We start from the raw sequence: 24,686 nt of genomic DNA, 5'->3' as shown, positions 1-24,686 counted from the left end.
ATTACTATGACAGACATTAGAGTGATTCCCGAGAGTGACTGGGGCCGATTCCTCGATATCATGGTAATGGCATATCCGGTCTTTGATGTCAAGACCGCCGAGGAAAGGAAGAAGCTGCGGGAGCGATTTGATCGCTCTTCTCGTGATGACCGTGTGTCACTCTACGGATACTACCGTGACGAACAGCTGTTGGGTGGTCTGAAGTTGTACGACTACTCGATGAATCTTTTCGGCAGGATGGTGTTGGCCGGAGGGGGTGGTTCACTGGCCGTTGATCTCCTTCATAAGAAGCAGCATGTGGCCAAGGATCTGATGTTGTTCTTCTTTCGCCACTACCGCGACAGGGGTGCACCAATGGCCTTACTGTGGCCGTTTCGACCGGATTTCTATCGTCGCATGGGAGCCGGATACAGTTCAAAGATTCATCAATATGCAGTCAAGCCTAAGCATCTCCCCACTGGTCCGTCGTGTGAACATGTGCGATTCCTCGGTCCCGAGGATATCCCCGCAATTAATGATTGTCATAACCGCTTGGTGACGCGGACAACAGGCATGATCGAAGAAACACTGATCGGTCGTGAGATTGAGTTTGAACGCAACAAGAAATGGAAGTACTTGGGCTGTGAACATGATGGCCGGATCGATGGTTATTTGATGTTTCAGTTTGAGCGTGGCAATCCTGAGAACTTCGTAGACAATCATATTCACGTCCTGCATATGATCTACGAAACGCCGGAAGCTCTTCTGGAATTGATGACTTTTCTGCACTCGCAGTTGGATCAGATTAACCGGGTCATCATAGACAGCTACGATGATGATTTCCATTTCTTGCCTACTAACCCTCGCAACCGCTCGGGACGGATGATCCCCCCAGTGCACCACGAGTGCCATAGAAGTGGGGTGGGGATCATGTATCGTGTACTGAGTCTGCCGCACCTGTTTGAGGCACTGACAGACCGACACTTTGATGGTGACAACCAAACAATCGGGTTTGATCTGTCAGATACATTTCTCCCCGAAAATGACGATCGTTATAATATTGTTTTCGAAGATGGTCGGGCGCGGTTTGACAAGACTGGATCCTCACAAGTGGATATTGCCCTCAGTGTGGCAGACTTCAGTTCGCTAATAATGGGAGCAGTGAACTTCCGTAGCCTGATCCAGTACTCGTTGGCTACGATCTCTGATAATTCACAACTCGATGCAATTGACAGGTTGTTTTCGGTGCATCGCAAGCCGGTGACATTTGCTGATTTCTGACGGGACTGAGTAGTACGACTACTTGTGCCCGGTCGTAACCACCAACCAGAGAACAATCATTAGAGCGGCCAAGACCGAAAGCACCAGGTACTGACGAGGTGTCGAGGGGCGGACCTGGAAAAACTCCCGAGTAGCGTATCCTTCGTCAAAGGATTGCATTTCCTCCAGAGTTACCAGAAGTTGTCTGGTGCTCAGGAACCGGTCCTCCGGTATTTTGGCCAACAATTTCTCAAGCAGCAGGACGGTATCACCGGGGAGATTGAATTCCGAACGTAATTGATTAAAATCGGGTTGGGTACGCAGGATGGCATCCTCAATTGCGCGAGCTGAATTGCCAGAAAACAGCATCTGACCGGTAAGAAGTTCCCAGAAGATAGCTCCGATCGAGAAGAGGTCCGACATGGGGGTTAAATCCTGATCGACAATATGCTCGGGGGAACGATATCTGATGGCATCCAGATCTGCGCTGGCAGATATCTCGTCCGAGCTGACGGCATGCAGAGATAGTCCGAAATCCATCAATTTGATGATGCCATCTTTGGTAGCAACTACATTCGATGGTCTAATGTTCCCATGAACGATACCATGCTCGTGAGCATAGACTAAACCACGAATCATAGCCACGGCTATTTTCAGGAAGGCGGCATTGTCGAGTGGGCCGGATGCAATAAGACTCTTGAGGTTACGACCTGGAACATAATCGAGTACTACTACCAGTTTGCCACCTGCTTCGGTTGCCCCATACATACCACACAGATTGGGGTGGGAAATATTAGCCAGTCCCCGAAGAGTTGAGAGACACTGGGCGCGAAACAGGCGATCGCGATTCAATTCGGCCGGGATCAGTCTCAAAGCAACTACTCGCTCCAGAGCCGTATCCCATGCCTGATATACTTCACCAACGCTTCTCTCCCCCAGTTTTTCCGTCAAAGCGTACTGAAGTATTTGCAGTGGCGACTGTTGGTCCATACTGATGTTAACGGACACCGGCAACCGAAACTTGAGTGTGATATTTGTTGCATTGTGGTTAACCTTGCTCGCTTCGCATTATAAAATCCTGGTCTGGCAGCGGTTTAGGCATATCTTGGGAACGAAAGTAAGACTGTTCTGACGGAACCCTTGCATTTCTAATGACAGAGCAATATGGAGATTGGTATGCCAGAGACGGTGTTCGTTCTTATCAGTCGTGCCGTAGTTGTGTCTAACGGGCAGATACTGCTGTGTCAGGCTCACAATGAGAGCCATGCTTTTCTTCCCGGCGGGCACATAGAGCACAACGAAAGCGCCCGCGACGCATTACAGCGCGAACTGATGGAAGAACTTCATACTCACTCCACTATAGGGGAATTCATTGCTGCCGTTGAACATACCTTCAATTATGGCATGCGCCATTATCATGAATTGAATCTGGTTTTCAAGGCCGACCTCCCAGACCTGAGTGTGGGAAATAACCCGACCTCGTACGAACAACAGGTTGGATTCTACTGGCAACCGATTGGTCAATTGGATCGAGTGAATTTTCAGCCAAGTCCTCTGGTTGACATCATAAGGAACTATATCAAAGGGCAGAGCTGGGAAAGGTTTGTATCTACCATCGGATATGATCCCTAATCGATCTTGCTGATGCGAGATCAACCCATACACTCATGTTGAGCACTGATCGTACATGAATAAACCTCGTCGTAGTCACTGTTGCTACCTTTTCCTTGACAGCGGGACCATACGGTTGTTTTGTTTAATGTCATGGGTATGTGTCGTTTCAAGCCAAATTGACAAGTACCAATAGATCAGGAGGAGGAATCATTATGCGTAAGTCAACCTCTGCCACTGTAGTGCTATGTGTGTTACTGGCAGCAGCTCTGCTGGCCGGTTCGGCCGTAGCCGACGCTAAGGACAATTTGACCTACCAGGGGAGTAAAGCACGCATTACTGTTGGCAATATCAAATCCAAGGCCAGCCGATGTTCTAGGAATATTGCGGCCTCAATCGAAGAGATGTTGGGTACTGCACTGACCAATACCGGTCGCTTTATTGTGCTAGCCAACCAGGAGGAGGTCGGGGAACTTATTGACGAGATCGAGTTGGGGCAATCTGAGTATACTGAGGAGGGACGTGGTGCCGACAAAGGCCTGATGGAAGGTGCCGATATCTTGATCACCGGCGCCATAACAGCATTTGAACCCAAGGCCAGTGGCGGCGGTGGAGGCTTGGGTGGTATCACCAAGAAGGCATTCGGCAAGATTGGTGTTAAAAAAAGTACTGCCAAGATACAGATTGATCTCAAGATTATCGATATCCGCACCAGACGCTATCTGAAAGCGATGGCATTGGAAGGCAAGTCCGACAAGTGGAAGACCAATATGGCTGGGGGCGGACGTGTGGACGGTCTTAGGATGATCGGCGATCTGGGGGTGTATTCCAACGAACCGATGGAAAAAGCTGTGCGCGCCGTATTGGCCAAAGCTGTCGAGGAGATTTCAAAGGAAATCCCCCAGGAGTATTATCGCTATACCGGACAGGGCCAGTATACTACGCAGTATGGAGATACTCCGTCGGGTGGCGGAACCCAGCAAGCAGCGCCGTCATCACAAGGCGGAGAAACACCTGCTCAAGCATCGACCACTCCCTCGGCTCCGGCTGTAGAGGACATGACTCTGTACACCAAGTATGACTTTGTCCCGGGCAATAAGGTTATTTTCTATGATGATATGAAAGATGAGGAAGAAGGCGAGTTTCCGTATCGATGGAATCTTAAAAATGGTGTGTACGAGGTAGTGCGGTTGGGCAAGGAATTCTGGATCATGGCCACTGATAACGGTACTATTCGCCCCAAAATGCCGGATGGTCCTTTACCAGAGAAGTATACGGTCGAGATGGAATTCTATAACAACGGCAAAGAACACTCCGGCAACTATTTCTACATCCGATGGGTGGACGCCAAGGGGAGTACGGTCGGTGAACTGGGCATTACCGGTTCTACCAGCACCTGGCTCTCTCTCAAGGGCGACCAATTGGCTTCCAAGACCTTGAGGACCCCCCTGACCAAGGGTATTCACACCATGCGGATCATGGCCACCAATCGATCGATTAAATGCTATATCGATCAAGAGAGGGTTGCCAACGTTCCGAAGATCGACGATTTTGGTGCGGTTGGGTTTAGCCTTTATCACCGCCCTTACAGTGATGCTGCAAACCCGACCCTGTTCCGTGGATTCCGGTTTGCCGAGGGTGGCAAGAGCATGCGCGAACAACTTGACGAGGACGGCAAGATTGTGACGCATGGGATTCTCTTTGATCCCGGCTCTCATGTCATCAAGGGAGAGTCTTTCAAGACGCTGAAAAATATCGGACGACTTTTTGAGGATGATCCCGGTCTGCGACTTTCCATCGAAGGGCATACCGACAGCGACGGCAGCGAAGAACACAACGTTACGCTTTCGCAGAACCGCGCCAAGGCGGTCCTGGATTACCTAGTTTCCAAGTTTAGTATCGGCGCCGGCCAATTGGAATCCAAAGGCTGGGGAGAGTCGAAGCCGATAGGCACTAACGACACTTCCGAAGGCAAAGCCAACAACCGGCGCGTAGAACTGGTAAAACTATAAGCACTGGGTAGGGCAGGAGCTCTGAGCTCCTGCCGTGCTGTGGAGTGAAAAACAATAACTGTCAGCGATAGGAGGATTAGAGGATGAAAAAGACATTAGTTGTTAGCTTGGTAGCAATGCTACTGTTGGTGGCCGGATCCGTCATGGCGGATAGCTACTTGAAGCAGGCAACCTTCATGGACGGCATGGAGATGATGGGACAGTCCCAACCAGCCCGCTATGATACCTCGGAAACATGGATTGCCAAAGGCATGATCTACTCCAAGAGCTCGGATGGAGGAGTTTTCATTGGACGGGTCGATCAAGGTAAGGCATATTTAGTTGATCACGTCGCCAAGACATATTCCGAAATGCCGATTGATCTGACCGAGATATTCGAGACTGCCACCGAGAAAATGGATAAGAAAACCACCGATGAAGTAGCTGGTATGATGGGTTCGATTAAAACGATCGTAACACCGACTGATGAGGTTAAAAAGATCAAAGACTGGAATGCAAAGAAATACGTTGTCGAAATGGATATGACCATGATGAAGACCTTGATGGACACCTATACCACCGAGGACATCAAGATCGACGTCGAACTTCTGAACCTCTCCAATCAGTGTATGATGGCTCCGTTGCCCGGTTTTGAGGATATGATCAACGAAATGAAGAAAATCAAAGGTGTGCCGGTTTTTAACGAGGGACATATCGAGGTGATGGGCACCAAGATCAAAACCACGATGGAGCTTCTCGAATACAAGGAAGCCGATGCTCCGGCTGGTATTTTTGATATTCCTGAAGGATACAAGAAAATTGAAATGAAGATGGGTATGGGTGGAAAGTAGCTAGTTGGTAGTGATCTATGTGCGCGGCAAACGAGATGTTTGCCGCGCTTTTTTTACTTTACGTCAGATGTGTAGCGGGTCAATTGGATGTTGTATCAACAATTCTGAACCAGCGAGCACCGTCCCAGTCGGGATTTACAGAGCCGCCATCAAATGGCCACAGCCACGGTCCGCCGGGGGGGTAGTAACTTGAATCAAGACAGATCCACCTGCCGTGATAGGCGGCATCAATCGGCCCAATCTGAATCGTGAAGGCAATGTCATCAAATCCGGCTGGTATTCCCGTTCCCTGGATATTGTATCCACCAAACGCAATTGTGTCAACATTTGCACCGTCTCCAATAAACTGAGGGGGAATGAATCGCCCACCATCAAACATGGAAGCGGTGACGTTTGATGTGAACATGCCGTATGCCGTATCCCACCGCGCAGCATTTTCAAAAGAATACACCACGAAACCGTTGGTCAGTCCGGTAAGCGCCGAGCCGGTGTTGTTGTTGAGTCGAATGTGAAAAGTGATCGGCTCCCCGGTCACGATACTGGTATCATCCAACAAACCATCAACATGATCCAGGGTCATCTGTTGTCCCGCAACGTAACTGATATCGGGCGGATTGTCGTAGTCAATACCGTTACCATTTCCACCGCCGCCGCCACCGTTATCATCGCCAGTTCCGGTGTCGGATGCATCTTCGGTCTCGCATCCGGCCAACACGAGAAGAGCACACAAAAGAACTGCTGTCAACAATCTTATTATCACATTGTGCTTCGTGAACATAAATCCGAATCCTATCCACAGGTTGTACAGTAGTAAATTATTCTTATACATAATAGTTCATTTATGACAATCAGTCAATCGATGCGGTGGTTATTGATGTTGTAAAATGAACTGGAACTACGGTAGAAAAATACGCCCAGGAGGAGTCGAACCCCCAACCTTCTGATCCGTAATCAGACGCTCTATCCAATTGAGCTATGGGCGCATATATCAGATCAGCAATTAAGCTTCACCCCCGATAAAGTCAAGCCATTTTTGGCTCAACCCTCCCCTACTACTGATAGAAGAACTCCCCCAGTTGGCGGATCGAGAACTCTCACTTCTGGAAATCGGTGAAGTAGATAATACCGAACGCCACCGCTACGAAGACAACGAATATCAACGTCAGAAACAGCTTGCTTCCACCCGATTTGGATGACTTGTCATCGCTGCCTTCCGATGTCTGTTTCCGTTCGACCTCGGTGATGGTATTGACCCACTCATCTTCTGCGGCCAGTTCTGCTTCAGTTTCTGCGCTTTGGGTGAAAACCTCAATCTCTGGCAGATCACCGGTCGGAACTTCCTCGATTTGAAGCGCTATAACGGTTACATTGTCCGCCCCACCGCGATCGTTGGCCATCTGCACCAAGTTGTCGACCATCGTCTTGATATCCGTCCGGGACCGATTGGCAACATCGAAAATCTCATCATCATCGGCAAACCCACACAGTCCATCCGAGCACATTATGTAAATATCGCCAGCTCGAATCCTTATTAAGCGATAGTCGACTTCGACCGTCTCTCGTACACCGAGCGCCCGCGTTATCACATTCTTACCGACCACCGCCTCGGCTTCTTCGCGGGACAACTTCTGGCTTTCCTGAATCTCATGGACCCAGGAATGATCACTTGTGAGCGGCATCAGTGTCCTTTGATCAAGTCGATAGCCACGACTATCACCGACGTGAGCAATAGACATCATGTCGCCTTCAAGAGCCATTGCGACAACAGTGGTGCCCATCCCGGAGAGGGTAGTATCGGCTAATGCTTTCAGATAGATATTACGGTTGGCCAGTCGAACCGAGCGCACCAGCAAATCACCCGACGTCGGTAGTTTTCGACCAAGTTTCAGCGACTCCTCGCGCAACAGTTCTTCTCGGAAACTGGTATGTAACACCTGGAGGGTCAGCGAGGCGGTCATAGAGGCTACCTCACCAGCCTGGTGGCCACCCATTCCGTCGCAGACTGCAAAGACATCATTGGCCGGGTCGAGGTGAAGATAATCTTCATTGCCGGGTCGTACGATCCCGACATCTGTCTTGCCTTCAACCTTGTAACGCAACGGCACGGCGATTCCTTCTCAAGTATGGTCTACGATGCAAGTCTCCAAGATCAAAAGGTCTGACGCATAGTCCCGGCAGACCTAATGCCATAATCGAGGAAGGATCAATCCAAAACAACAAAAAAACCCCGGCATAAGCCGGGGTTTTCTATCTATTGGGGAATGTCGCTACTTGGCCAGAACCATCTTACGGGTCTGGGTGCCAAGCTCGGTAACCAGACGATAGAAATAGATACCGCTGGAGAGAGACGAAGCATCGTACTCATAATCGTGGTCACCGGCGGAAAGAGCCCCAAAATCAAACTCACTTATCTGTCGTCCGAGGATGTCATAAACCTCAAGGCGGACAGTAGTCAGTGAAGACAGATTGAAAGCAATTGTCGTGGTCGGATTGAACGGGTTAGGATAGTTCTGCGCAAGGCTAAACCTCTCAGGCAGGGATCCAAACGGATCATCACCAACACCAGAGACGGCAATTGTCAGCGTAACAGAACTATTGTCAGTGACGGTTTCATCGAGCCGAGAGAACACTTCGTATGACAGTGTGTCCGGCTCATCCCCCGGCCAGTTCGGAACCACTACATCAAAGAAGACATAGGCCGTCTGTGCGGGCTGGTTGTAGACATACGCAACCGAATCGGTACCAACAAAGATAATGGTGTCAAAGGGGATGATCTCCCAGTCTTTTGCGGAAGTGACATTAATACCATAGAAATCTGTTCCATTACCGATGTTTTCTACTCCGACCATGAATCGAACCGTATCGCAACCTCCCCCGTCACAGGGTGAGGCCGAAGCATGATCGGCCGGATCAACAATTTCAAGGCCAATCGTCGACGTCGCGGACAGGTTAGTAGTATCAAATTCCATGTCGGCCCAGCTATTGAAGACGGGGTCAATTGTGGCCGGGCGATTCATAACCCGGAAAGAAATAAGATCACCAGTTTCGGCACCCTGGTCTCCCGGTTCTGTGGCGTCATCGCCATATACGAGCATCCATCCGTAGACCCCGGCCGAATCCGGAACTACGAAGTTGTCTACTCCAACTGTGTATGTGCCACAGTGAACCAAATCGGGGTCGTATGCGTCGACGATGGTTCCAACGGGAGCTAGCTGTCCATTAAGAAGAACATCTCCTCTAAACCAATGGAACAGGTGTGTAGGAGAAACTTCTGCTTGTGTGGAAGCCACCAAGCCGAGTAACAGGGCACTCATTACCAACAGAAATGTCGTGTTCTTTTTCACAATGTATCCACCTACCTGGTCCGGCCGGTCGTTTATGACCGGCCGGACGTTAGACTACAGTGTATTCTAAGTGACCCTATTTCAGGAGGGTCATTTTCTTCGTCTCGCTGTAGTTATCGGCAGTTAGACGGTAGAAGTAAATACCCGATGAGACAGTTTTTCCTCTGGAATTCTGACCGTCCCATTCGATTCTGTTCTCACCAGCCGTCGCCATTCCGTCAAACGGCGTAGCAACCAACTCACCGAGGATATTGAAGACCTCGATACGGGCTGTACCGCTATTCGGCAGAGTAAAGGCGATATTAGTGGTCGGGTTGAACGGGTTCGGATAGTTCTGCGAGAGACCATAAACCGTCGGCAGGTTGTTATCCGTAGACTTACCAGTGGACAGATTGGTGATCTCTACACGATCGCCAATACCACTACTGAAAGCAAAGGCTTCAGCCGTCTCAACACCGTCGATGGCCAGGTAGAAAGTTTCGCCGTTGCGAATACCTTCGACCTCTTCAGTCGAGCTAATGTCACCGTAGACTGGCATGAAGCCAAACAAACCATCCTCTTCCATTGTGAAGCTACCGACCATATGGCCATCCTGAGCGTGGGCCGTAATTATGGCACCACTCAGAACAGTCTGACCGTCAAGAGTCAGATTCGAAGCATAAGCGTTCATCCAGCGGTTGGATGCAACCACATCAGATATCGCTGCTGCTGTTGCCAGCGTACCCAGTTCGCGACGCTGCTGCGGAGCAGTCATAGGACCACTTGCCTCGTAAATCAACTCATCATCAAAGGCAACCTTCACCCAGTAACCGTTGCAGGGAGCCAGCTCGGCCATATTCCCAAGGTCACCAGGAATATACGCACCATCTTGACCAAAAAGGACAATCAGGTTGCCGTCTAACGAAGAAACTGCTATCTCTACCGGCATTGCATAATCCGGCAAGTACGAGACAAGGTTCCAACCGGCCGTCACCTCAATAGGAGTAGCTGGTGACACGGTGACGCCTGTCATTTCAAGCGTAACATTCTCGGAAACCTTAATCCAGTAGCCGCTGAGATGATCGACATACCAAAGTGTCGAGAACTGAGGCAGAGCCGCATCGTAGATGAGACCACCCTGTTCGAATCCGACTACTATTAGAAGAGTGTCACCAAGCGATGACAGTGCATCGAGGATGTAGTCATCTTCATGGTCAACCGACCAGCTTACGAGATTCCAGCCTTCTAACAAGTCACAGGTCTTGGTTATTTCACCAACCGACAGGCAGACCTGCCAGCTTTCAAGGGGATCTTGCCAGATAGCTTCAACATCAGTTTGAGCCCAATATTCGTTGTTGATGAAGAAACGAATTATTTCTCCGGGATCGGCTCCTTCGTCTTCTTCGGTATCTGTCAAATCGCCGTAAACCGGCATGGCGCCGTAAGCGCCAAGCTCACTGACGAACCAGGTACCGCAAAGGACGTTATTTGAATCATAGGCACCAATAACTGATCCTACTGGAAGTAATTCGTCGAAGTAGAGATTCTCACCACAGTAGAAGAAGACAAACTCGTGATGTTCGATAATGGGCTCGACCGGAGTAAGCTCAATCATTATACCGATATCACCATAGTTCACATTCTCAACCAGAGTCGGATAATAACCTTCATGGTAAGCCCACAGATCAAACGGAATGGGCATAATATCCGAGAAGGAAAATGCTCCGGTTTCACTGGACATGGTGGTCATATCGACTGGGCCGATCGGGAACTCACCATAGAGATCAACAGTTGCACCTGGAATCGGGATACCGAGGGTATCGGTAACATATCCACACACAAAGTTGGGATTGTCGCCAACAACGATATGGCCCGCAGTTTCTTCCGGCCAACCATCAATGAATCCATCACCACAATCCAGAAGGAAGGCAGATTTTGGCAAGAAGCCAATGTTATAAGTACCAGCTGGAATATCTGATGCCAATTTGAAGTGCAGATTGACAAAATTGCCGGTTCCCGTACCGATCAGTTCAGATTCATCGCCAGCAGCTAACAACACGGTCTGTGCAATCGGGTTGATCGCAGCTTCTTTCATTGAGAAGTGCTCTACACGAGAGTCTTCCCAGGTGACCATAACCAGGGACAAGTATTCAGAGGTCCACGCCAGATTCGCATAGATCCCTGCCAAGTCACAGGAGTTGTTTGTGAAGGTTACTGGTACAACTACTTCACTGCCGGGGACTCCCCCAACACCGGCAATTGTGATAAAGTCTGCTGTAGGAACAATAACAGTAACGGTGAACGCTACCGGTTCGAAAGCAGCACCCTTTGCGGGGTCAACCGGAACGATTGAGCAGTTGGCTACATATGTTCCAGAAGGCATATCAGTTACGTCATAGGAGATAACGATTTCTGCCAAAGGAGGTACACAAATAACACCCTCTGGGGAAAACTCGAGCCACTCCACATCTGGATCTTCGACTACTGTGAAACAGAAGGGGTCGCCGGAAGATTCCACCTGAAGGGTGGCACTACCGGTACTCGAACCTGGCTCAGTTTCAAACACAAAAGTATCTTCTGAGAGTATGATACAGTCTTCGACGGTAATAACGAATGGTTCCTCAACGGGGTCCATGCCATCGCTAACTGTCAGAACCAGATTGTAGACTCCAGCCTGGGTGGTGTCGGGATCAAATGTGAACGTATTGGTAGCATCATCAAATGTCATATTGGCTGCCAGAGGATCAACAACGAAGGTGAGATCATCACCATCAGGATCGGTAGCTACAAAAGTCAATACAAGCTCGCCACATTCGTCAATAGTAGTGTCAGATACCGCATCTACGACTGGTAGACGGTTTGTATTGATAACAGTAATCTCAACTACTTCGGAGTCGGCCAGCTCACCGTCAAAGGCGATGAAGGTCACGTAGTAAACATCAGCATCATCGTAGGTCGGCGTCCACGTGAAAGTACCAGTACCACCACCGTTGTCCACAAACGATGCACCGGCAGGTACATCCGCTGTGTCCAGCGTCGGAGTAGTTCCGTCAGGATCAGTGGCACTAATACCAAAGCTAAGCTCGGCGTTTTCTGGTCCGCTCTGCGCACCAATCTCAGCCAATACTGGTGCAATGTTGACGGAAGAGACGGTAAAGATCGCCGCATTTTCGTCAAACAAACCGTCAGGATCGGCGGCCTTAAACGTAATAGTCTCGGCTCCGTTCCAGTCGCTGGCTGGTGTGGTGATAGTCGCAACGCGATCAGTAATAACAACTGTCAAATCAGTGTTGCCTGAATAGGTCCAGGTCATCTGCTCATCGGTGTTATCCGCATCAGAGACGAAATCATCGAGAGTAATTGTAGCAAAGCTACCACCCTCGGCGATGGTCTGATCGGGAATATCAGCTATTACCGGAGCGTCATTAACAGCGGTGACTTCAAAGATCGCCGCATTTTCGTCAAACAAACCGTCCGGATCGGCAGCCTTAAATGTAATAGTCTCGGCTCCACTCCATTCGGCATCCGGTGTCGTGATAGTCGCGACACGGTCGGTGATGTCAACTGTCAGATCAGTGTTACCCGAATAGGTCCAGGTCATCTGCTCATCAGTATTATCTACGTCAGACACAAAATCATCAAGAGTAATAGTCGCGAAACTACCACCCTCGGCGATAGTCTGATCTTCAATGTCCGTAACTACCGGAGCGTCGTTCACAGCGGTAACTTCAAAGATCGCCGCATTTTCGTCAAACAAACCGTCTGGATCGGCAGCCTTAAACGTAATAGTCTCGGCTCCATTCCATTCGGCACCCGGTGTCGTGATAGTCGCAACACGATCAGTGATGACAACCGTCAGATCAGTGTTACCTGAGAAGGTCCAGATCATCTGTTCATCGGTGTTATCCGCATCAGAGACGAAATCATCGAGAGTAATTGTAGCAAAGCTACCGCCCTCAGCGATGGTCTGATCAGGAATATCAGTGATGACCGGGGGATTCTCATCTGCGGGTGTGACGGTAAAGATCGCCGCATTTTCGTCAAACAAACCGTCAGGATCGGCAGCCTTAAACGTAATTGTCTCGGCTCCGCTCCAGTCACTGGCTGGCGTGCTGATAGTCGCAACACGATCAGTAATGACAACTGTCAGATCAGTGTTACCTGAGAAGGTCCAGGTCATCTGCTCATCGGTATTATCTATGTCAGAGACGAAATCATCGAGAGTAATTGTTTCAAAGCTACCACCCTCATCGATGGTCTGATCGGGAATGTCTGTAACGACCGGAGCATCGTTCACAGCGGTGACTTCAAAGATCGCTGCATCGTCGTCAAACAAACCGTCTGGATCGGCAGCCTTAAACGTAATCGTCTCAGCTCCACTCCATTCAGTACCCGGTGTCGTGATAGTTGCGACACGATCAGTAATAACAACTGTCAGATCAGTGTTACCTGAGAAGGTCCAGATCATCTGTTCATCGGTGTTATCCGCATCAGAGACGAAATCATCGAGAGTAATTGTAGCAAAGCTACCGCCCTCGGCGATTGTTTGATCGGGAATGTCTGTAACGACCGGAGCATCGTTCACAGCGGTGACTTCAAAGATCGCTGCATCGTCGTCAAACAAACCGTCAGGATCGGCAGCCTTAAACGTAATCGTCTCGGCTCCGCTCCATTCGGCACCCGGCGTCGTGATAGTCGCAACACGATCAGTGATGACAACCGTCAGATCAGTGTTACCCGAATAGGTCCAGGTCATCTCATCATCAGTGTTGTCGGGGTCGGCCACATAATTATCAAGGCTGATCGTGGCAAAGGTCGAACCTTCGGTGATGGTCTGATCGGGAATACCATCGACAACCGGAGGTAGGTTCTCTTCAACACAGGTTCCCACTTCCAGAATACCCTCAAAGCGGGGTACAAACTGGTTCTGCGGAGGACCCGGGTCCACAAACATGAATTCTGTGCCCGAGCCGTATTTCAAAGTGTCAAACGTGACACAATCACTTTCTGTCCAGTCAGTGGCCGTGAAGTAATAGCTGGCCCAAAGTCGGCGTCCACCGGCATCGGCCGCGATGTAGGACATCATGGCTGTACCACCCAGCTGGAAGCGCTGATTTGTATTCGTGGTGGCAAGACTACCTTCTTCGTAAAAGAATGGGCCAATCGCAAAAGCGTCGGTTATTAGTGATGTCGCCTTGGCGCTGTCCATCTGGATCTTAGGGTTGTCCCAGATGATGCCCATAGTAAAGCCCATGAGGGTTTCATCTGAGAAACCATAAATATCCATCTGCAATTGATCCGAGCCAGCCCCCGGAACGACCGAAGCCACAAAGGCAACAGTATCCGGCAAGTTCGGATCATCACCCGCCTGCGCTCCTACGGCACCGAAAGCGAGAATGACCAACATCGACAGGATGATTCTCAATTTCATGTTTTGCTCTCCAATTAGTTTTGTTTAGAGTTTCGAGTCATACATCTTATTCATATTGTTTACCATAATCTTGGCTACATCACATCTTCAGAGCCAATGCAAAAAACTTGCCCTCTAAAAAATTCCAACCTGCGGAATTGTCTTTCCACCGGTTTCATTTCCCATACCGCAGAAGCTTGTCTTGCCCTTAGCTCCATGCCAGACAAAACCCAATATGCCAACTTCAGCCCCTTAACACTATGCTACGGGTATGGAAGCTGGCTCGGAGATTCGTCCATCCAGCGTACGGTAACTGTCCTTTGATATTTCTAAACCAACTTCAGCAATTGTGTTGCCCGGAAATTAAACCCGACAGCACATTTCTTACGGATCATTAATCTATACTCAACCCAAATGTTGGAACAAAAAGGGGTATTCTGAATCTTCCATTTTCCGCCTGGAAAGGCGAGTTTTACAGACCGTTATTAATATAAAGACATAGGCTTAGAAGTCAAGGCAAATCCCGCGTTTGGTCTATTACAAAAGGCGAAGAAGGCGCTATTCAGAGCGCTTTTGAGCCTGCTGATACCGTCTTCCCATTATGGTCAGAACGATCAAAGCTCCACCTACATCTGTAACAAAATCCAGCACATCCATATGCCGTCCGGGGATATATTGCTGATAGATTTCATCCAGGAGTGCAAAAATACACAGGAAAAGTGCAGACAAGAGCACAATCCACCGCAGGCGTGGACGCCTACTCAGATTTGATACTGATCTGAAAATCAAAAACGCAAAAATGGCGTATTCCAAAAAATGTGCTACCTTATCAACGGCAATGATACGAATCTGCGGTGTTGCTAAATTCGGAATGGATGACAGTGCTATTATACCCAGAGCATAGAGCAACGCCGGCAGGTGATACAACACAAATCTACGCAGGAAGGTCTTTGGAATGAGATCGGTAGCCATGTAGGATATCGGTAAGACATAAGCCACCTCTGGTCAAGCATAATAGCAGGTCTGAGAAACGAGGATATGAATTTGTGTCAGTGCAGCGGTCTTTTTTGTGGAATAATCCTCTGCCGTGACCTAACTTTTCATAGGTTATGTCTAGTCATGTACAGGAATCAATGGGACCGACCCGGAAACTGGTGGCCGCACTCGTGGCTTTTGTCGTGCTGGTAACCGCTGGTACACTGGGCTTTATGTTGCTGGAGAACATGGGTGCGCTCGACGCTCTCTATATGACGGTCATAACCCTGTCAACTGTAGGTTTCAAAGAAGTTACGCCTTTGCATCCTCTGGGACGGGCGTTTGTCATCGTGTTGATTCTGGTTGGTATGGGTACAGGAGCTTTTCTGGCCTCGGTAATCGGTCAGATGGTTCTTCACTCGCAGCTGCGAACAATGTTAGGAAGGAGAAGAATGCAGAAAGGATTGCGTAGAATCTCCGGCCATTTCATTCTTGCCGGATACGGTCGAGTGGGTCGCCAGGTAGCGGCTGAGTTCAAACGTCGCAAGGAAAAATTTGTCGTCATCGAAATCGACGATGAAGCTCTGGAGCATCTTCAAAACGAAGGAATACTTCATATTAAAGGCACGGCGACCGACGACGATATCCTGCGCGAGGCTGGTATTGATTCCGCCAGAACCTTGATTTCTACTTTGCCGGATGAAGCCCAGAACGTTTATCTGACTTTGACGGCCCGTCACATGAATCCTGATCTGAACATTATTGCCCGCGCTGATTTCGATGATGGTGAGAAAAAGCTTGTCCGGGCCGGTGCCAATCACGTGGTTTCCCCCCATGTACTCGGTGGACAGCGCATGGCTATGGCTTCGGTGCGTCCCAATGTCGTCGATTTTATGCACATGACTTCTCTCGGTGAAGGTGGGCTATCTATCGAAGAGGTTGTTATTCCGAAAGATTCGGGACTCAACGGCAAAACACTGGTGGAATCCGGGCTCAAAAGGGACTATGGTGTCAATATTATCGGTATGAAAAAACACAACGCTCGTGTCACTATTGCCCCTGAGCCAAATACAATTCTGGAAGATGGTGACGTACTGGTCCTGGTCGGCTCCAGAAATGGTTTGGAGAAACTCAGCAAGGACTTCGGCTGATGAGAAGTGACGGTACTCCGGTTGGTGTTTTTTTGACTCGTTCTTTCCCTGGTTCCAGTTATATTGTTGGCCCATGATTGATATTGTCACACAGACTCTGGCCGAAGACAACCTGATCGTTGAGGGGGATGCTGTTCTCGTAGCATTGTCCGGAGGTCCGGACTCGGTAGCGTTGCTCCATGTCCTGCACCAGTTAAAGCCTACACTCGGGATACAGCTTGGGGCTGTCTATGTCAATCACCAGATCAGGATCGAACCTGCCGCAGCCGAGGAAGAGTTCTGCCGGTCTCTATGCAGCGAACTGGAGATTGACTTTACTGTCGTAACGGAAGACATACCAACTCTGGCTCGTGAAAACAGAAAAGGAATCGAGGAGACAGCGCGGATTTTTCGTTATGGCGCCTTTGATCGTATTGCCGAAGATGATGGCTACGACAAGATTGCCGTGGGGCATCATGCCGATGACCAGGCGGAGACTATTCTATTTAGAATCCTGCGGGGAAGCGGTCGTACCGGTCTAATGGGTATGCCTATTCGTCGGGGCAGAATTGTTCGTCCGCTCCTGAATGTAACACGCTTGCAGATAATGTCATACATCGATCAGAACGCTCTCAAATACTGTACCGACGAAACCAATGAAGACATGTCAATCCGGCGCAATTTCATCCGACATTCGTTGCTCCCCTCAATTCGAAAACAGATCAGCCCTCGCGTGGAGACCTCTCTGCTGAACCTGGCCGAAACATTGGCATTGGAAGAGGAGTTCCTGAGTATCTTTGTCGAGCGTGCAGTGAAGAAGTGCATATCATTCTCTCCCGGGGGGAAAATAGAGCTTGCTCTTGATATTTTCTGTGATTATGATAAGTGGTTAAGGCGTCGTTTGTTAAGGCGTTGCCTGGTAGCCGTTTCCACGGCTGGAACTTATCCTGATAAAGGGGCCGTGGAAAGATTGGATACTGCTTGTCTTCGACGGCAGAAAGCGATCTCGCTGCCCAAGAAAATTCAGGCCGTTCTTGTCGGAGATCGGATGGTTTTGCACGGTCGGGAATCTGGTACTGATGAGCGACAACTTGAACGTGGCCGAAAAGTCAGTCTGCCCGGGTTGCAACTGAGTTTTGCATACCGCGAGACGACATACAAACCCACCGATATGCAGTGGGCCAGGTGTTCCGGAAATGTTGCCCTGGATGCGGACAAGGTGACACCGCCACTGATCGTTCGTCGTTCGCGAGCAGGGGATCGTTTTAGTCCTCTCGGGATGAAGGGTAGCAAGACCGTCAATGCTTATCTGGGCGACCGGAAACTGCACCGTGTTTATCGAGATGAAATCCCGGTTGTGTGCGACCAACGTGGAATTATATGGCTGGTTGGTTACGAAATCGCCGACCGGGTAAAGCTGGATAAGAGTAGCAGAAAGGTTATCAAAGTTGAACGCACCAGGAGAAAAGAAAACGAACCTGCAACCGTTTGAGTTGCTGCTGGATCAGGCGGTTATCGCCAGACGAATCGTCGAACTCGGTGAAGAGATCACCAGGGACTACGCCGGCAAGGTACCTCTGTTAGTGGGGGTTCTCAAAGGCTGTTTCGTTTTCCTCTCCGATCTTATGCGTGAAATCAATCTTCCGCTCGAAGTGGACTTCCTGTCGGCGGCGTCGTATCGAAATGGAACCGAACAGGACCAGGAATTATATTTCGACAACAGCATTAGAACTCCTATTAAGGGTCGTCATGTGCTGATCGTAGAAGGTGTAGTCGATTCTGGTCGTACAGTTTCATCGCTTCTCAGCAAGATTGGTGATGAGGGTCCAGAATCGGTGGAAGTGGTTACATTGATTGACAAGCCCGGAAGCCATCGGTTCAAGCTTGATATTAGATACAAAGGATTCTCGATAGGAAACGAGTTCGTTATAGGATTCGGTCTTGACAATGCTCAGAAATATCGCAACCTCCCGTTCATTGGACGAGTAGTAGAGAAGTAATTAGGATGGCCCGGAAATAGTTTTTGAATAGATGGGCCGATACAGTGTATAATACTGGCGGAACAACATTCAAGCTGATGTGGAGTATTAGTGTCCAGGTTTTATAAAAAGAAAAGCTCTCGCCCGCCAGGGCAGGATCGCGGTGATCGCGAACCTGGTGGACTCAAGGGTCAGGGACGCTCGCTTCTATTCTGGGTGGCTCTGGCACTTATTGTAGTCGTTGGCTGGACCTACGTCAACGGTCTCAACCAGGAACGGGCTCAGATTACCTATTCGGAGTTCGTAGTTCAGATCGACCAGACAAATTTGGAAGAAGTCGCTTTCAGAGATCAGGAGATCGAAGGGACTCTCAAGGAAGCTCGTTCGTTCGAATCAAGCACCGGCGGTGCGACTTTTTCCAAGTTCCGCACCCGGATACCATTCCCAGATTTCAATTATGAACTGGTGAAGCGACTTGAGGCACAGAACGTCAGGATCATCGCCGATGCTGATAGCGCCTTTTTGGGCTATATTCTGGCTGCTGCGCCCTGGATAATCCTGGTTTTCATCTGGCTGTTCTTCATTCGCCAGATGCAGGGTGGAGGCGGTCCCAAGGGATTGTTTTCCTTTGGCAAGAGCAAGGCCAAGTTGGTAACGGATGAACGCCCCAAGGTTACCTTTGACGATGTAGCCGGGGCTGATGAAGCCAAGGAGGAGCTGGGAGAGATCATCGAATTTCTCAAGGAGCCCGGCAAGTTCCAGAAGCTGGGCGGAAAAATCCCCAAAGGAGCACTCTTGCTGGGCGCACCAGGAATCGGAAAAACTTTGCTGGCGCGAGCCGTCGCAGGAGAAGCGGACGTACCGTTTTTCTCTATGTCTGGTTCGGATTTTGTCGAGATGTTTGTCGGCGTAGGTGCCAGTCGAGTACGGGACCTGTTTGAGCAGGGGAAAAAGAACGCCCCGTGCATTATCTTTATTGATGAAATCGACGCGGTTGGGCGTCATCGCGGTGCCGGACTCGGTGGTGGGCATGATGAACGCGAACAGACCCTGAATCAATTGCTGGTCGAGATGGATGGCTTTGAATCCAACGAAGGTGTTATCCTGCTGGCCGCTACCAACCGACCCGATGTGCTCGATCCAGCACTGTTGCGTCCGGGACGTTTTGACCGTCAGATCGTAGTACCCCATCCTGATATCAAAGGACGCCTTGGAATACTCGAAGTACATGCCCTTAAGATCAAGAAGGCTGACGACGTGGACCTCTCTGCGGTCGCCCGGGGAACACCCGGCATGTCGGGGGCTGACCTTGCCAATCTCGTCAATGAAGCCGCCTTGCTGGCGGCACGCTGGGATCACGAGTCGGTGACCATGTCCGATTTCGAAGAGGCCAAGGACAAAGTTATGATGGGTGCGACCAGGAAATCGCTGGTCATTACCGAGGAAGAAAAAAAGATCATTGCTTATCATGAAGCCGGGCATACACTCGTAGCTAAGTTCCAGCCCAAAGCTGATCCGATATACAAGGTGTCGATTATCCCACGCGGGATGGCTCTCGGTATCACCCAGTCGCTTCCTATTGATGAGAAGCATACGCATGCCAAGGATTATCTCGAAGCTACCCTGACCGTTCTGATGGGCGGACGTGTGGCCGAAGTGATCGTTTTTGATCAATTGGATACCGGCGCGGGTAACGATCTGGAGCGCGCTACCAAACTGGCCAGGAAAATGGTCTGCAACTGGGGCATGTCGGACAAACTTGGACCGGTTACGCTGGGAAGAACCGAAGAACACGTTTTCCTCGGTCGAGAGATGTCCCGACCAAAAGATTACTCCGACGCAACGGCTGAGTTAATCGACAGTGAAGTGCGGGCCGTGATTGAGTTGGCCGAAGAGAGAGCGCGGGAGATTCTCTCGACCAATCTCGACAGCCTTCATAAACTGGCTGAGGCGTTGCTCGAGAAGGAAACCATCGACAGTGAAGAGGTCGACAAGATCATCGGTCGCTCACCCGGAGATCTTGAGACAGTAGAGCCGCCAACCCCGACTCCGACTCCGGAGGCATGAGCTGTGGGTTTCGATCAGGCAAAGATTAGAGAGGGAGCCCGACTGATCCTGGAAGGGATCGGCGAAGACCTCAATCGCGAAGGGTTGACACGTACCCCCGAACGGATAGCGGAGTATTTTGAGGAAGTGCTTTCCGGCTATGCTTCCGACCCCGCCGCCGAACTACGCAAATACACTACCAGCAACAAGGACGAGATGATCATCCTCAAAGACATCTCGTTCTATTCGTTATGCGAGCATCACCTGCTGCCGTTTTTTGGCAAGGTGCATATTGCCTATATTCCGCAGAACGACAAAGTGGCAGGGTTCTCCAATATGGTCAACGTTATCGACATTCTTTCGCATCGTTTGCAGGTACAGGAACGAATGACCTCCGAGATCGCCGATGCCATGCTCAAGGCACTCGACCCTAAAGGTGTTCTCGTCGTTGTTGAAGCTGAACACTTGTGTTTGACCATGCGGGGAATCAAAAAACCCGGCAGTAGGATAGTGACCTCGGCGGTGCGTGGTATGTTGCGCAAAACTGCCACACGCTACGAAGCCCTCTCGCTTATGGGCAGAGGTGTGTAAGGGGTCAAGCACCTCCTGGTTGTTATTCCTGCGCGACGATGTCGCTGTGGAAACAGAAATCCCATCTTAACCAGAGTCATCAACAACGGATATTGAGTATATCGATATTGAATAGGACTTCGGCCTACTCGGTTTGTCAACTCCGCATCACCAGTTGTGTTCCCAGCCGTTATTACCGATATTACCAGAGTACCCAACCAGATACCGGCTGGGTGGCCCATCAGCTTGCTGTGGGATCTGAGCCGGTATCGCAAACAAGGACACCATGTTTCTGCATCGCGTCACATATCTAATAAACATTCTTTTGCTCATTGTTCTGTGCTGTTCATCATCAGCAATGGCAGGCGAGACACTCATTTCCTATCAGGGTCGGCTTACGTGGCCAACCGGGACACCTGTGACCGACGGCTCCCACAGCGTGGGGTTCTCTCTACATACTGATTTCACCGGAGGCGATCTTGTGTGGCAGGAGACAGCCACCGTTGCGACTACGTCCGGGCTGTTCGTGCATTTACTGGGATCGATCACGCCTCTATTGGCTTCTGTGATTACCGACCATGACCCTTTATATCTGGAGCTGTCAATTGAGAGCCAGACCATCACGCCCAGAACGCGGCTAACATCGGTCCCGCGCTCGATAGTAGCTGAAGGATTACGGGCTTCAGATGACTCCGGTCTGGTTGTTCTACAGGCGGTTGTCGATTCCGGCGGGGCGTTATATCTTTTTGACTTTGAAGGCAACCCGGGGATCATCCTTCACGGAGGTCTTCAGGGAGATTCGGCCGTGATTTTACCGCCGTCATCGGTGAACTCATCTGAGATTCTCGACGAGCCAGGCATCGCCGGATACTCCAATTCCAGTCAAGTCGATCTGTCAACCGGTGAGATGGCTGATCTGGTAGACATTGAAATCACGACACCCGCCGACGGTTACATCATTCTCTACGGCAAGTGCTACCTCATGCTCAGTGGTACAACCGGTACCAACAGCGCCCGTATTCAGATCGACGAGAGCCAGGGGGGCGTGTCGCAATATCCATTTTATACACAGGCTGGGCTGAGTGGATATGTCAATACGGGAACTAATTACTTCCCAATCTACGTCACACGGACGTACTACCGGGAAGCCGGCACATATGAGTTTAGGCTGGAGGGTCGCGCCATGAACTCGCCACCAGCCGTAGCCCAGTCATGGGATCACCAACTCACAGCAGTCTTTTTCCCCAGTAGTTACGGTTGGGTGAGTGGATATGCTACCACCGCAAATGGCTTCCCGAGTGCGCGTCCCGTTCATTCAGATTCGTCAGACTCGGTCCTGCGATCAGACGAGTATTACGAAGTTGATCTACGTGATCTGGAGATCGACGACCAGCATTAGCGTTTAAAATCTACGACCTCATCACTTCAACAGCAGCATCTTGCGGGTAGCCACAAAATCCCCGGCCCGGACGCGGTAGAAATATACACCGCTGGCGACAGACTGATGTCTGTTGTTGGTACCATCCCAAGTGATTTCATATGAGTTAGCAGATTGGTCCGCATTCACCAATGTTCGCACTCGCTGCCCCAGAACATTGAAGACGTCAATCTCTACGTGTGACCGCGTGAATAGACAATACTGGATAGTAGTTCCGGTGTTGAACGGATTAGGGTAGTTCTGTTCGGTCACAAAGCTGGTTGGCAGTATCGGCGGCTCATTCGGCTGATCTGTATGGGCGATGTTGTAAATATTGATGGAACCGCCATCAGATGCCACCAGGAGGTCACCGTCAACATCAATCATAGTGCCCCCTTCCCCACCGAAAGCTATAAGCTCGGGGTAATCGCCGGTCATATCCATAACACCTATCCCCTCAGGACCAACCATACAGAGAGTCTCTTCGGTTCTGTCCGAAGCCAGGACGGTCAGTGGAAGATTGATTACGGTATCAACTTCGGGCTTGCGAGGATCAGTCATATCATAGATGGCGAGGTCATAATAAACCGGAACCAGCAGACGGTTGTCCGTCCAAATCATTTCGTAGGCCGGTCCGGTGAGGTTCTCTATCGATAATTGCTCCAGCTCAAAATCGGGTGTAATCAGGTGGGTTGAGAGTTGATTCCTGGAGGTGGCTACAAACAATATATTGCTGTGAACCAGTATAGATGTGATGCGACCCTCGAAATGCCACGGCTCCATAGCAGTAATAATAGTTGAATCTGAGATAGTGTAGGTCTGGATGCGGGACCTGCCAACGGTCATGATTACATTAACGCTATCGAGCTTGTGATCGAGCCATAGCAACTCACCAGCCAGGGTATCATCCAGATAGAAAGAACGCTCAATGAAAAACGAGTCCGGATCAAGAGACTGAACAATGAACACAATCTTGTTGGAGTCAGCGAGATAGGCGATCAGAGTATCACCATTGTTCTGCAGAGCCTGGACATTGGTCAGATCTTCGTACATAGTATAATTCAACTGTGGCGTCAGATCGACATCAAAGGAAAACACATCTATAGGATTCGCTCCCCCGCCGGTGATGAGCCGTCCATCAACTACTAGTATATCCTCCACCGGTCCCGAACGATACAGCATAGACCGAGGAAGATACGGATTGAGCAAGTCAAAGGCGATTAGTCCTCGCTCGTCCCGGGGAAGAATCAAATGCTCCCTTCCCTTCCAGATGAACATATCACCGGTGAACCCACCGATTTTGATCTCGGTAATGTTCGTCACTTCCAGAGTTGACCGATTAAGCACTCGGACAAAACGGTCCTCTACAAACACCAATTCGTCTGCGGTTAGATATATCTGCCGGGGATTACCGACATCCGCCAAGGTATCAATAATACCCAGACCCTGTCGACCAAAGGAACCGGTCACAACACCACCAGTTTTCTGGGTAATCAGGAAAATCGAATCCAGCCGCACAAATCCTGAGGCTTCGAAAGATACATACAGGTAGTCGAGGAACTGTCCGAAATCGTACCCGTCAAGAGCGTAGCGAGCTATGCCATTGTATTCGTCAAGGGCATACAATGTATCGTTGTCTATCGCAAGGTCGGTCATCAGAATACCAACCATACTGGAGTCCACAAACTGGGCCCGGTTGTCTGCATCCAATGTGAACCGCCACAGCCCATCGTACCAGGAAGAGAAGTAGAGTGATTTTTCATGAAAGGTGAAGTCGGCAAATACGATACCCGGATCCACCGTCCAGAGACACTCCAGGTCGGGAAGACTGGCAATCCGGTAGGCACTGAGACGATTGTCCTCGGCACGCACTATCAACAAGGTATCAAATTCTTTCAGATCGGTCGGCAAGAAATCAACCGGGGCAACCCGGATTACTTCAAAGGCTCGCAGGGAATCCACCAACTCCGCAACGATTACGGCATCGTCAGAAATTCCCACTGCAAAGTGGTCGTCGATGACTCGCACAGCCTTCATCTTGTTCCAGAGCATTCGATAAAGGGGGCCGTCTAGCTCAGCCTGCGCAAAACCCTGAGAGGCCGTAATCAGGCAACTCAATAACAGAAATATGATACGGATACATT

Annotated in this window: 17 protein-coding genes and 1 tRNA gene; 10 read left to right on the top strand and 8 right to left on the bottom strand. The window is 50.0% G+C overall.

Going from position 1 to position 24,686, the window contains the following annotated elements:
- Positions 1 to 6 precede the first annotated feature (6 nt).
- Positions 7 to 1,260, top strand: a complete 1,254-nt coding sequence (locus KOO62_04450) for a GNAT family N-acetyltransferase (GenBank protein MBU8933238.1) — start codon at positions 7 to 9, stop codon at positions 1,258 to 1,260.
- A gap of 18 nt (positions 1,261 to 1,278) precedes the next feature.
- Here the strand turns inward: KOO62_04450 and KOO62_04445 are convergent, their stop codons facing one another.
- The gene (locus KOO62_04445) at positions 1,279 to 2,229 is read right to left on the bottom strand and encodes a serine/threonine protein kinase (GenBank protein ID MBU8933237.1); all 951 of its coding nucleotides are present in this window, start codon (positions 2,227 to 2,229) and stop codon (positions 1,279 to 1,281) included.
- Between the two features lie 186 nt (positions 2,230 to 2,415).
- Here KOO62_04445 and KOO62_04440 point away from each other — a divergent pair, with 186 nt between their 5' ends.
- From KOO62_04440 to KOO62_04430, 3 genes are all read left to right on the top strand, one after another.
- Complete coding sequence (locus KOO62_04440) at positions 2,416 to 2,871, top strand: NUDIX domain-containing protein (GenBank protein ID MBU8933236.1); 456 nt, start codon at positions 2,416 to 2,418, stop codon at positions 2,869 to 2,871.
- A 194-nt stretch (positions 2,872 to 3,065) separates the two neighbouring features.
- Positions 3,066 to 4,862: an OmpA family protein gene (locus KOO62_04435; protein MBU8933235.1), complete on the top strand. Its 1,797-nt coding sequence runs from the start codon at positions 3,066 to 3,068 to the stop codon at positions 4,860 to 4,862.
- 83 nt (positions 4,863 to 4,945) lie between these two features.
- Positions 4,946 to 5,692 carry a hypothetical protein gene (locus tag KOO62_04430; GenBank protein MBU8933234.1) on the top strand — a complete coding sequence of 249 codons (747 nt, stop codon included), beginning with the start codon at positions 4,946 to 4,948 and terminating at the stop codon, positions 5,690 to 5,692.
- Between the two features lie 79 nt (positions 5,693 to 5,771).
- Here KOO62_04430 and KOO62_04425 read toward each other — a convergent pair whose 3' ends face one another.
- The 6 genes from KOO62_04425 to KOO62_04400 form a co-directional block, all read right to left on the bottom strand.
- Positions 5,772 to 6,470 (bottom strand): hypothetical protein, encoded by a 699-nt coding sequence (locus tag KOO62_04425; GenBank protein ID MBU8933233.1) that lies wholly within the window; start codon positions 6,468 to 6,470, stop codon positions 5,772 to 5,774.
- 131 nt (positions 6,471 to 6,601) lie between these two features.
- A tRNA-Arg gene (locus tag KOO62_04420) sits at positions 6,602 to 6,675 on the bottom strand.
- Positions 6,676 to 6,786: 111 nt separating this feature from the next.
- Entirely contained in the window at positions 6,787 to 7,797 is a 1,011-nt protein-coding gene (locus tag KOO62_04415) for a protein phosphatase 2C domain-containing protein (protein ID MBU8933232.1), read from the bottom strand.
- Between the two features lie 162 nt (positions 7,798 to 7,959).
- A complete protein-coding gene (locus tag KOO62_04410; GenBank protein MBU8933231.1) occupies positions 7,960 to 9,036 on the bottom strand; it encodes a T9SS type A sorting domain-containing protein in 1,077 nt (358 codons plus the stop codon).
- Positions 9,037 to 9,112: 76 nt separating this feature from the next.
- Positions 9,113 to 14,446 carry a T9SS type A sorting domain-containing protein gene (locus KOO62_04405; protein ID MBU8933230.1) on the bottom strand — a complete coding sequence of 1,778 codons (5,334 nt, stop codon included), beginning with the start codon at positions 14,444 to 14,446 and terminating at the stop codon, positions 9,113 to 9,115.
- A 537-nt stretch (positions 14,447 to 14,983) separates the two neighbouring features.
- Positions 14,984 to 15,397 carry a VanZ family protein gene (locus KOO62_04400; protein ID MBU8933229.1) on the bottom strand — a complete coding sequence of 138 codons (414 nt, stop codon included), beginning with the start codon at positions 15,395 to 15,397 and terminating at the stop codon, positions 14,984 to 14,986.
- A gap of 137 nt (positions 15,398 to 15,534) precedes the next feature.
- Here KOO62_04400 and KOO62_04395 point away from each other — a divergent pair, with 137 nt between their 5' ends.
- The 6 genes from KOO62_04395 to KOO62_04370 all read left to right on the top strand — a co-directional run bounded on the left by KOO62_04395 (position 15,535) and on the right by KOO62_04370 (position 22,524).
- The gene (locus KOO62_04395) at positions 15,535 to 16,551 is read left to right on the top strand and encodes a potassium channel protein (protein MBU8933228.1); all 1,017 of its coding nucleotides are present in this window, start codon (positions 15,535 to 15,537) and stop codon (positions 16,549 to 16,551) included.
- Positions 16,552 to 16,624: 73 nt separating this feature from the next.
- Positions 16,625 to 18,022, top strand: a complete 1,398-nt coding sequence (gene tilS / locus KOO62_04390) for a tRNA lysidine(34) synthetase TilS (protein ID MBU8933227.1) — start codon at positions 16,625 to 16,627, stop codon at positions 18,020 to 18,022.
- A complete protein-coding gene (gene hpt, locus KOO62_04385) occupies positions 17,979 to 18,530 on the top strand; it encodes a hypoxanthine phosphoribosyltransferase (protein ID MBU8933226.1) in 552 nt (183 codons plus the stop codon). Before tilS ends, hpt begins: the two co-directional genes overlap by 44 nt.
- 90 nt (positions 18,531 to 18,620) lie before the next feature.
- Complete coding sequence (gene ftsH, locus KOO62_04380) at positions 18,621 to 20,576, top strand: ATP-dependent zinc metalloprotease FtsH (protein ID MBU8933225.1); 1,956 nt, start codon at positions 18,621 to 18,623, stop codon at positions 20,574 to 20,576.
- 3 nt (positions 20,577 to 20,579) lie between these two features.
- Complete coding sequence (gene folE / locus KOO62_04375) at positions 20,580 to 21,146, top strand: GTP cyclohydrolase I FolE (protein MBU8933224.1); 567 nt, start codon at positions 20,580 to 20,582, stop codon at positions 21,144 to 21,146.
- 337 nt (positions 21,147 to 21,483) lie between these two features.
- Complete coding sequence (locus tag KOO62_04370) at positions 21,484 to 22,524, top strand: hypothetical protein (protein ID MBU8933223.1); 1,041 nt, start codon at positions 21,484 to 21,486, stop codon at positions 22,522 to 22,524.
- 21 nt (positions 22,525 to 22,545) lie between these two features.
- Here the strand turns inward: KOO62_04370 and KOO62_04365 are convergent, their stop codons facing one another.
- On the bottom strand, positions 22,546 to 24,594 hold the full coding sequence (locus KOO62_04365) for a T9SS type A sorting domain-containing protein (GenBank protein ID MBU8933222.1): 2,049 nt from the start codon (positions 24,592 to 24,594) through the stop codon (positions 22,546 to 22,548).
- Positions 24,595 to 24,686: the final 92 nt, after the last annotated feature.

The organism is Candidatus Zixiibacteriota bacterium (assembly GCA_019038695.1).
GTDB lineage: Bacteria > Zixibacteria > MSB-5A5 > GN15 > FEB-12 > B120-G9.
Note: the sequence above shows the minus strand (reverse complement) of the source record. Positions and strands in the feature narration are given on the sequence as shown.

What these genes read in the sequence shown, in the direction of transcription:
- tilS (MBU8933227.1), top strand. Translation starts at nt 16,625, where the DNA reads ATGATTGATATTGTCACACAGACTCTGGCCGAAGACAACCTGATCGTT.
- KOO62_04425 (MBU8933233.1), bottom strand. Translation starts at nt 6,470, where the DNA reads ATGTTCACGAAGCACAATGTGATAATAAGATTGTTGACAGCAGTTCTT.
- KOO62_04365 (MBU8933222.1), bottom strand. Translation starts at nt 24,594, where the DNA reads ATGCTCTGGAACAAGATGAAGGCTGTGCGAGTCATCGACGACCACTTT.
- KOO62_04445 (MBU8933237.1), bottom strand. Translation starts at nt 2,229, where the DNA reads ATGGACCAACAGTCGCCACTGCAAATACTTCAGTACGCTTTGACGGAA.
- KOO62_04405 (MBU8933230.1), bottom strand. Translation starts at nt 14,446, where the DNA reads ATGAAATTGAGAATCATCCTGTCGATGTTGGTCATTCTCGCTTTCGGT.
- KOO62_04430 (MBU8933234.1), top strand. Translation starts at nt 4,946, where the DNA reads ATGAAAAAGACATTAGTTGTTAGCTTGGTAGCAATGCTACTGTTGGTG.
- KOO62_04435 (MBU8933235.1), top strand. Translation starts at nt 3,066, where the DNA reads ATGCGTAAGTCAACCTCTGCCACTGTAGTGCTATGTGTGTTACTGGCA.
- KOO62_04440 (MBU8933236.1), top strand. Translation starts at nt 2,416, where the DNA reads ATGCCAGAGACGGTGTTCGTTCTTATCAGTCGTGCCGTAGTTGTGTCT.
- KOO62_04395 (MBU8933228.1), top strand. Translation starts at nt 15,535, where the DNA reads ATGTCTAGTCATGTACAGGAATCAATGGGACCGACCCGGAAACTGGTG.
- KOO62_04450 (MBU8933238.1), top strand. Translation starts at nt 7, where the DNA reads ATGACAGACATTAGAGTGATTCCCGAGAGTGACTGGGGCCGATTCCTC.
- KOO62_04400 (MBU8933229.1), bottom strand. Translation starts at nt 15,397, where the DNA reads ATGGCTACCGATCTCATTCCAAAGACCTTCCTGCGTAGATTTGTGTTG.
- KOO62_04370 (MBU8933223.1), top strand. Translation starts at nt 21,484, where the DNA reads ATGGCAGGCGAGACACTCATTTCCTATCAGGGTCGGCTTACGTGGCCA.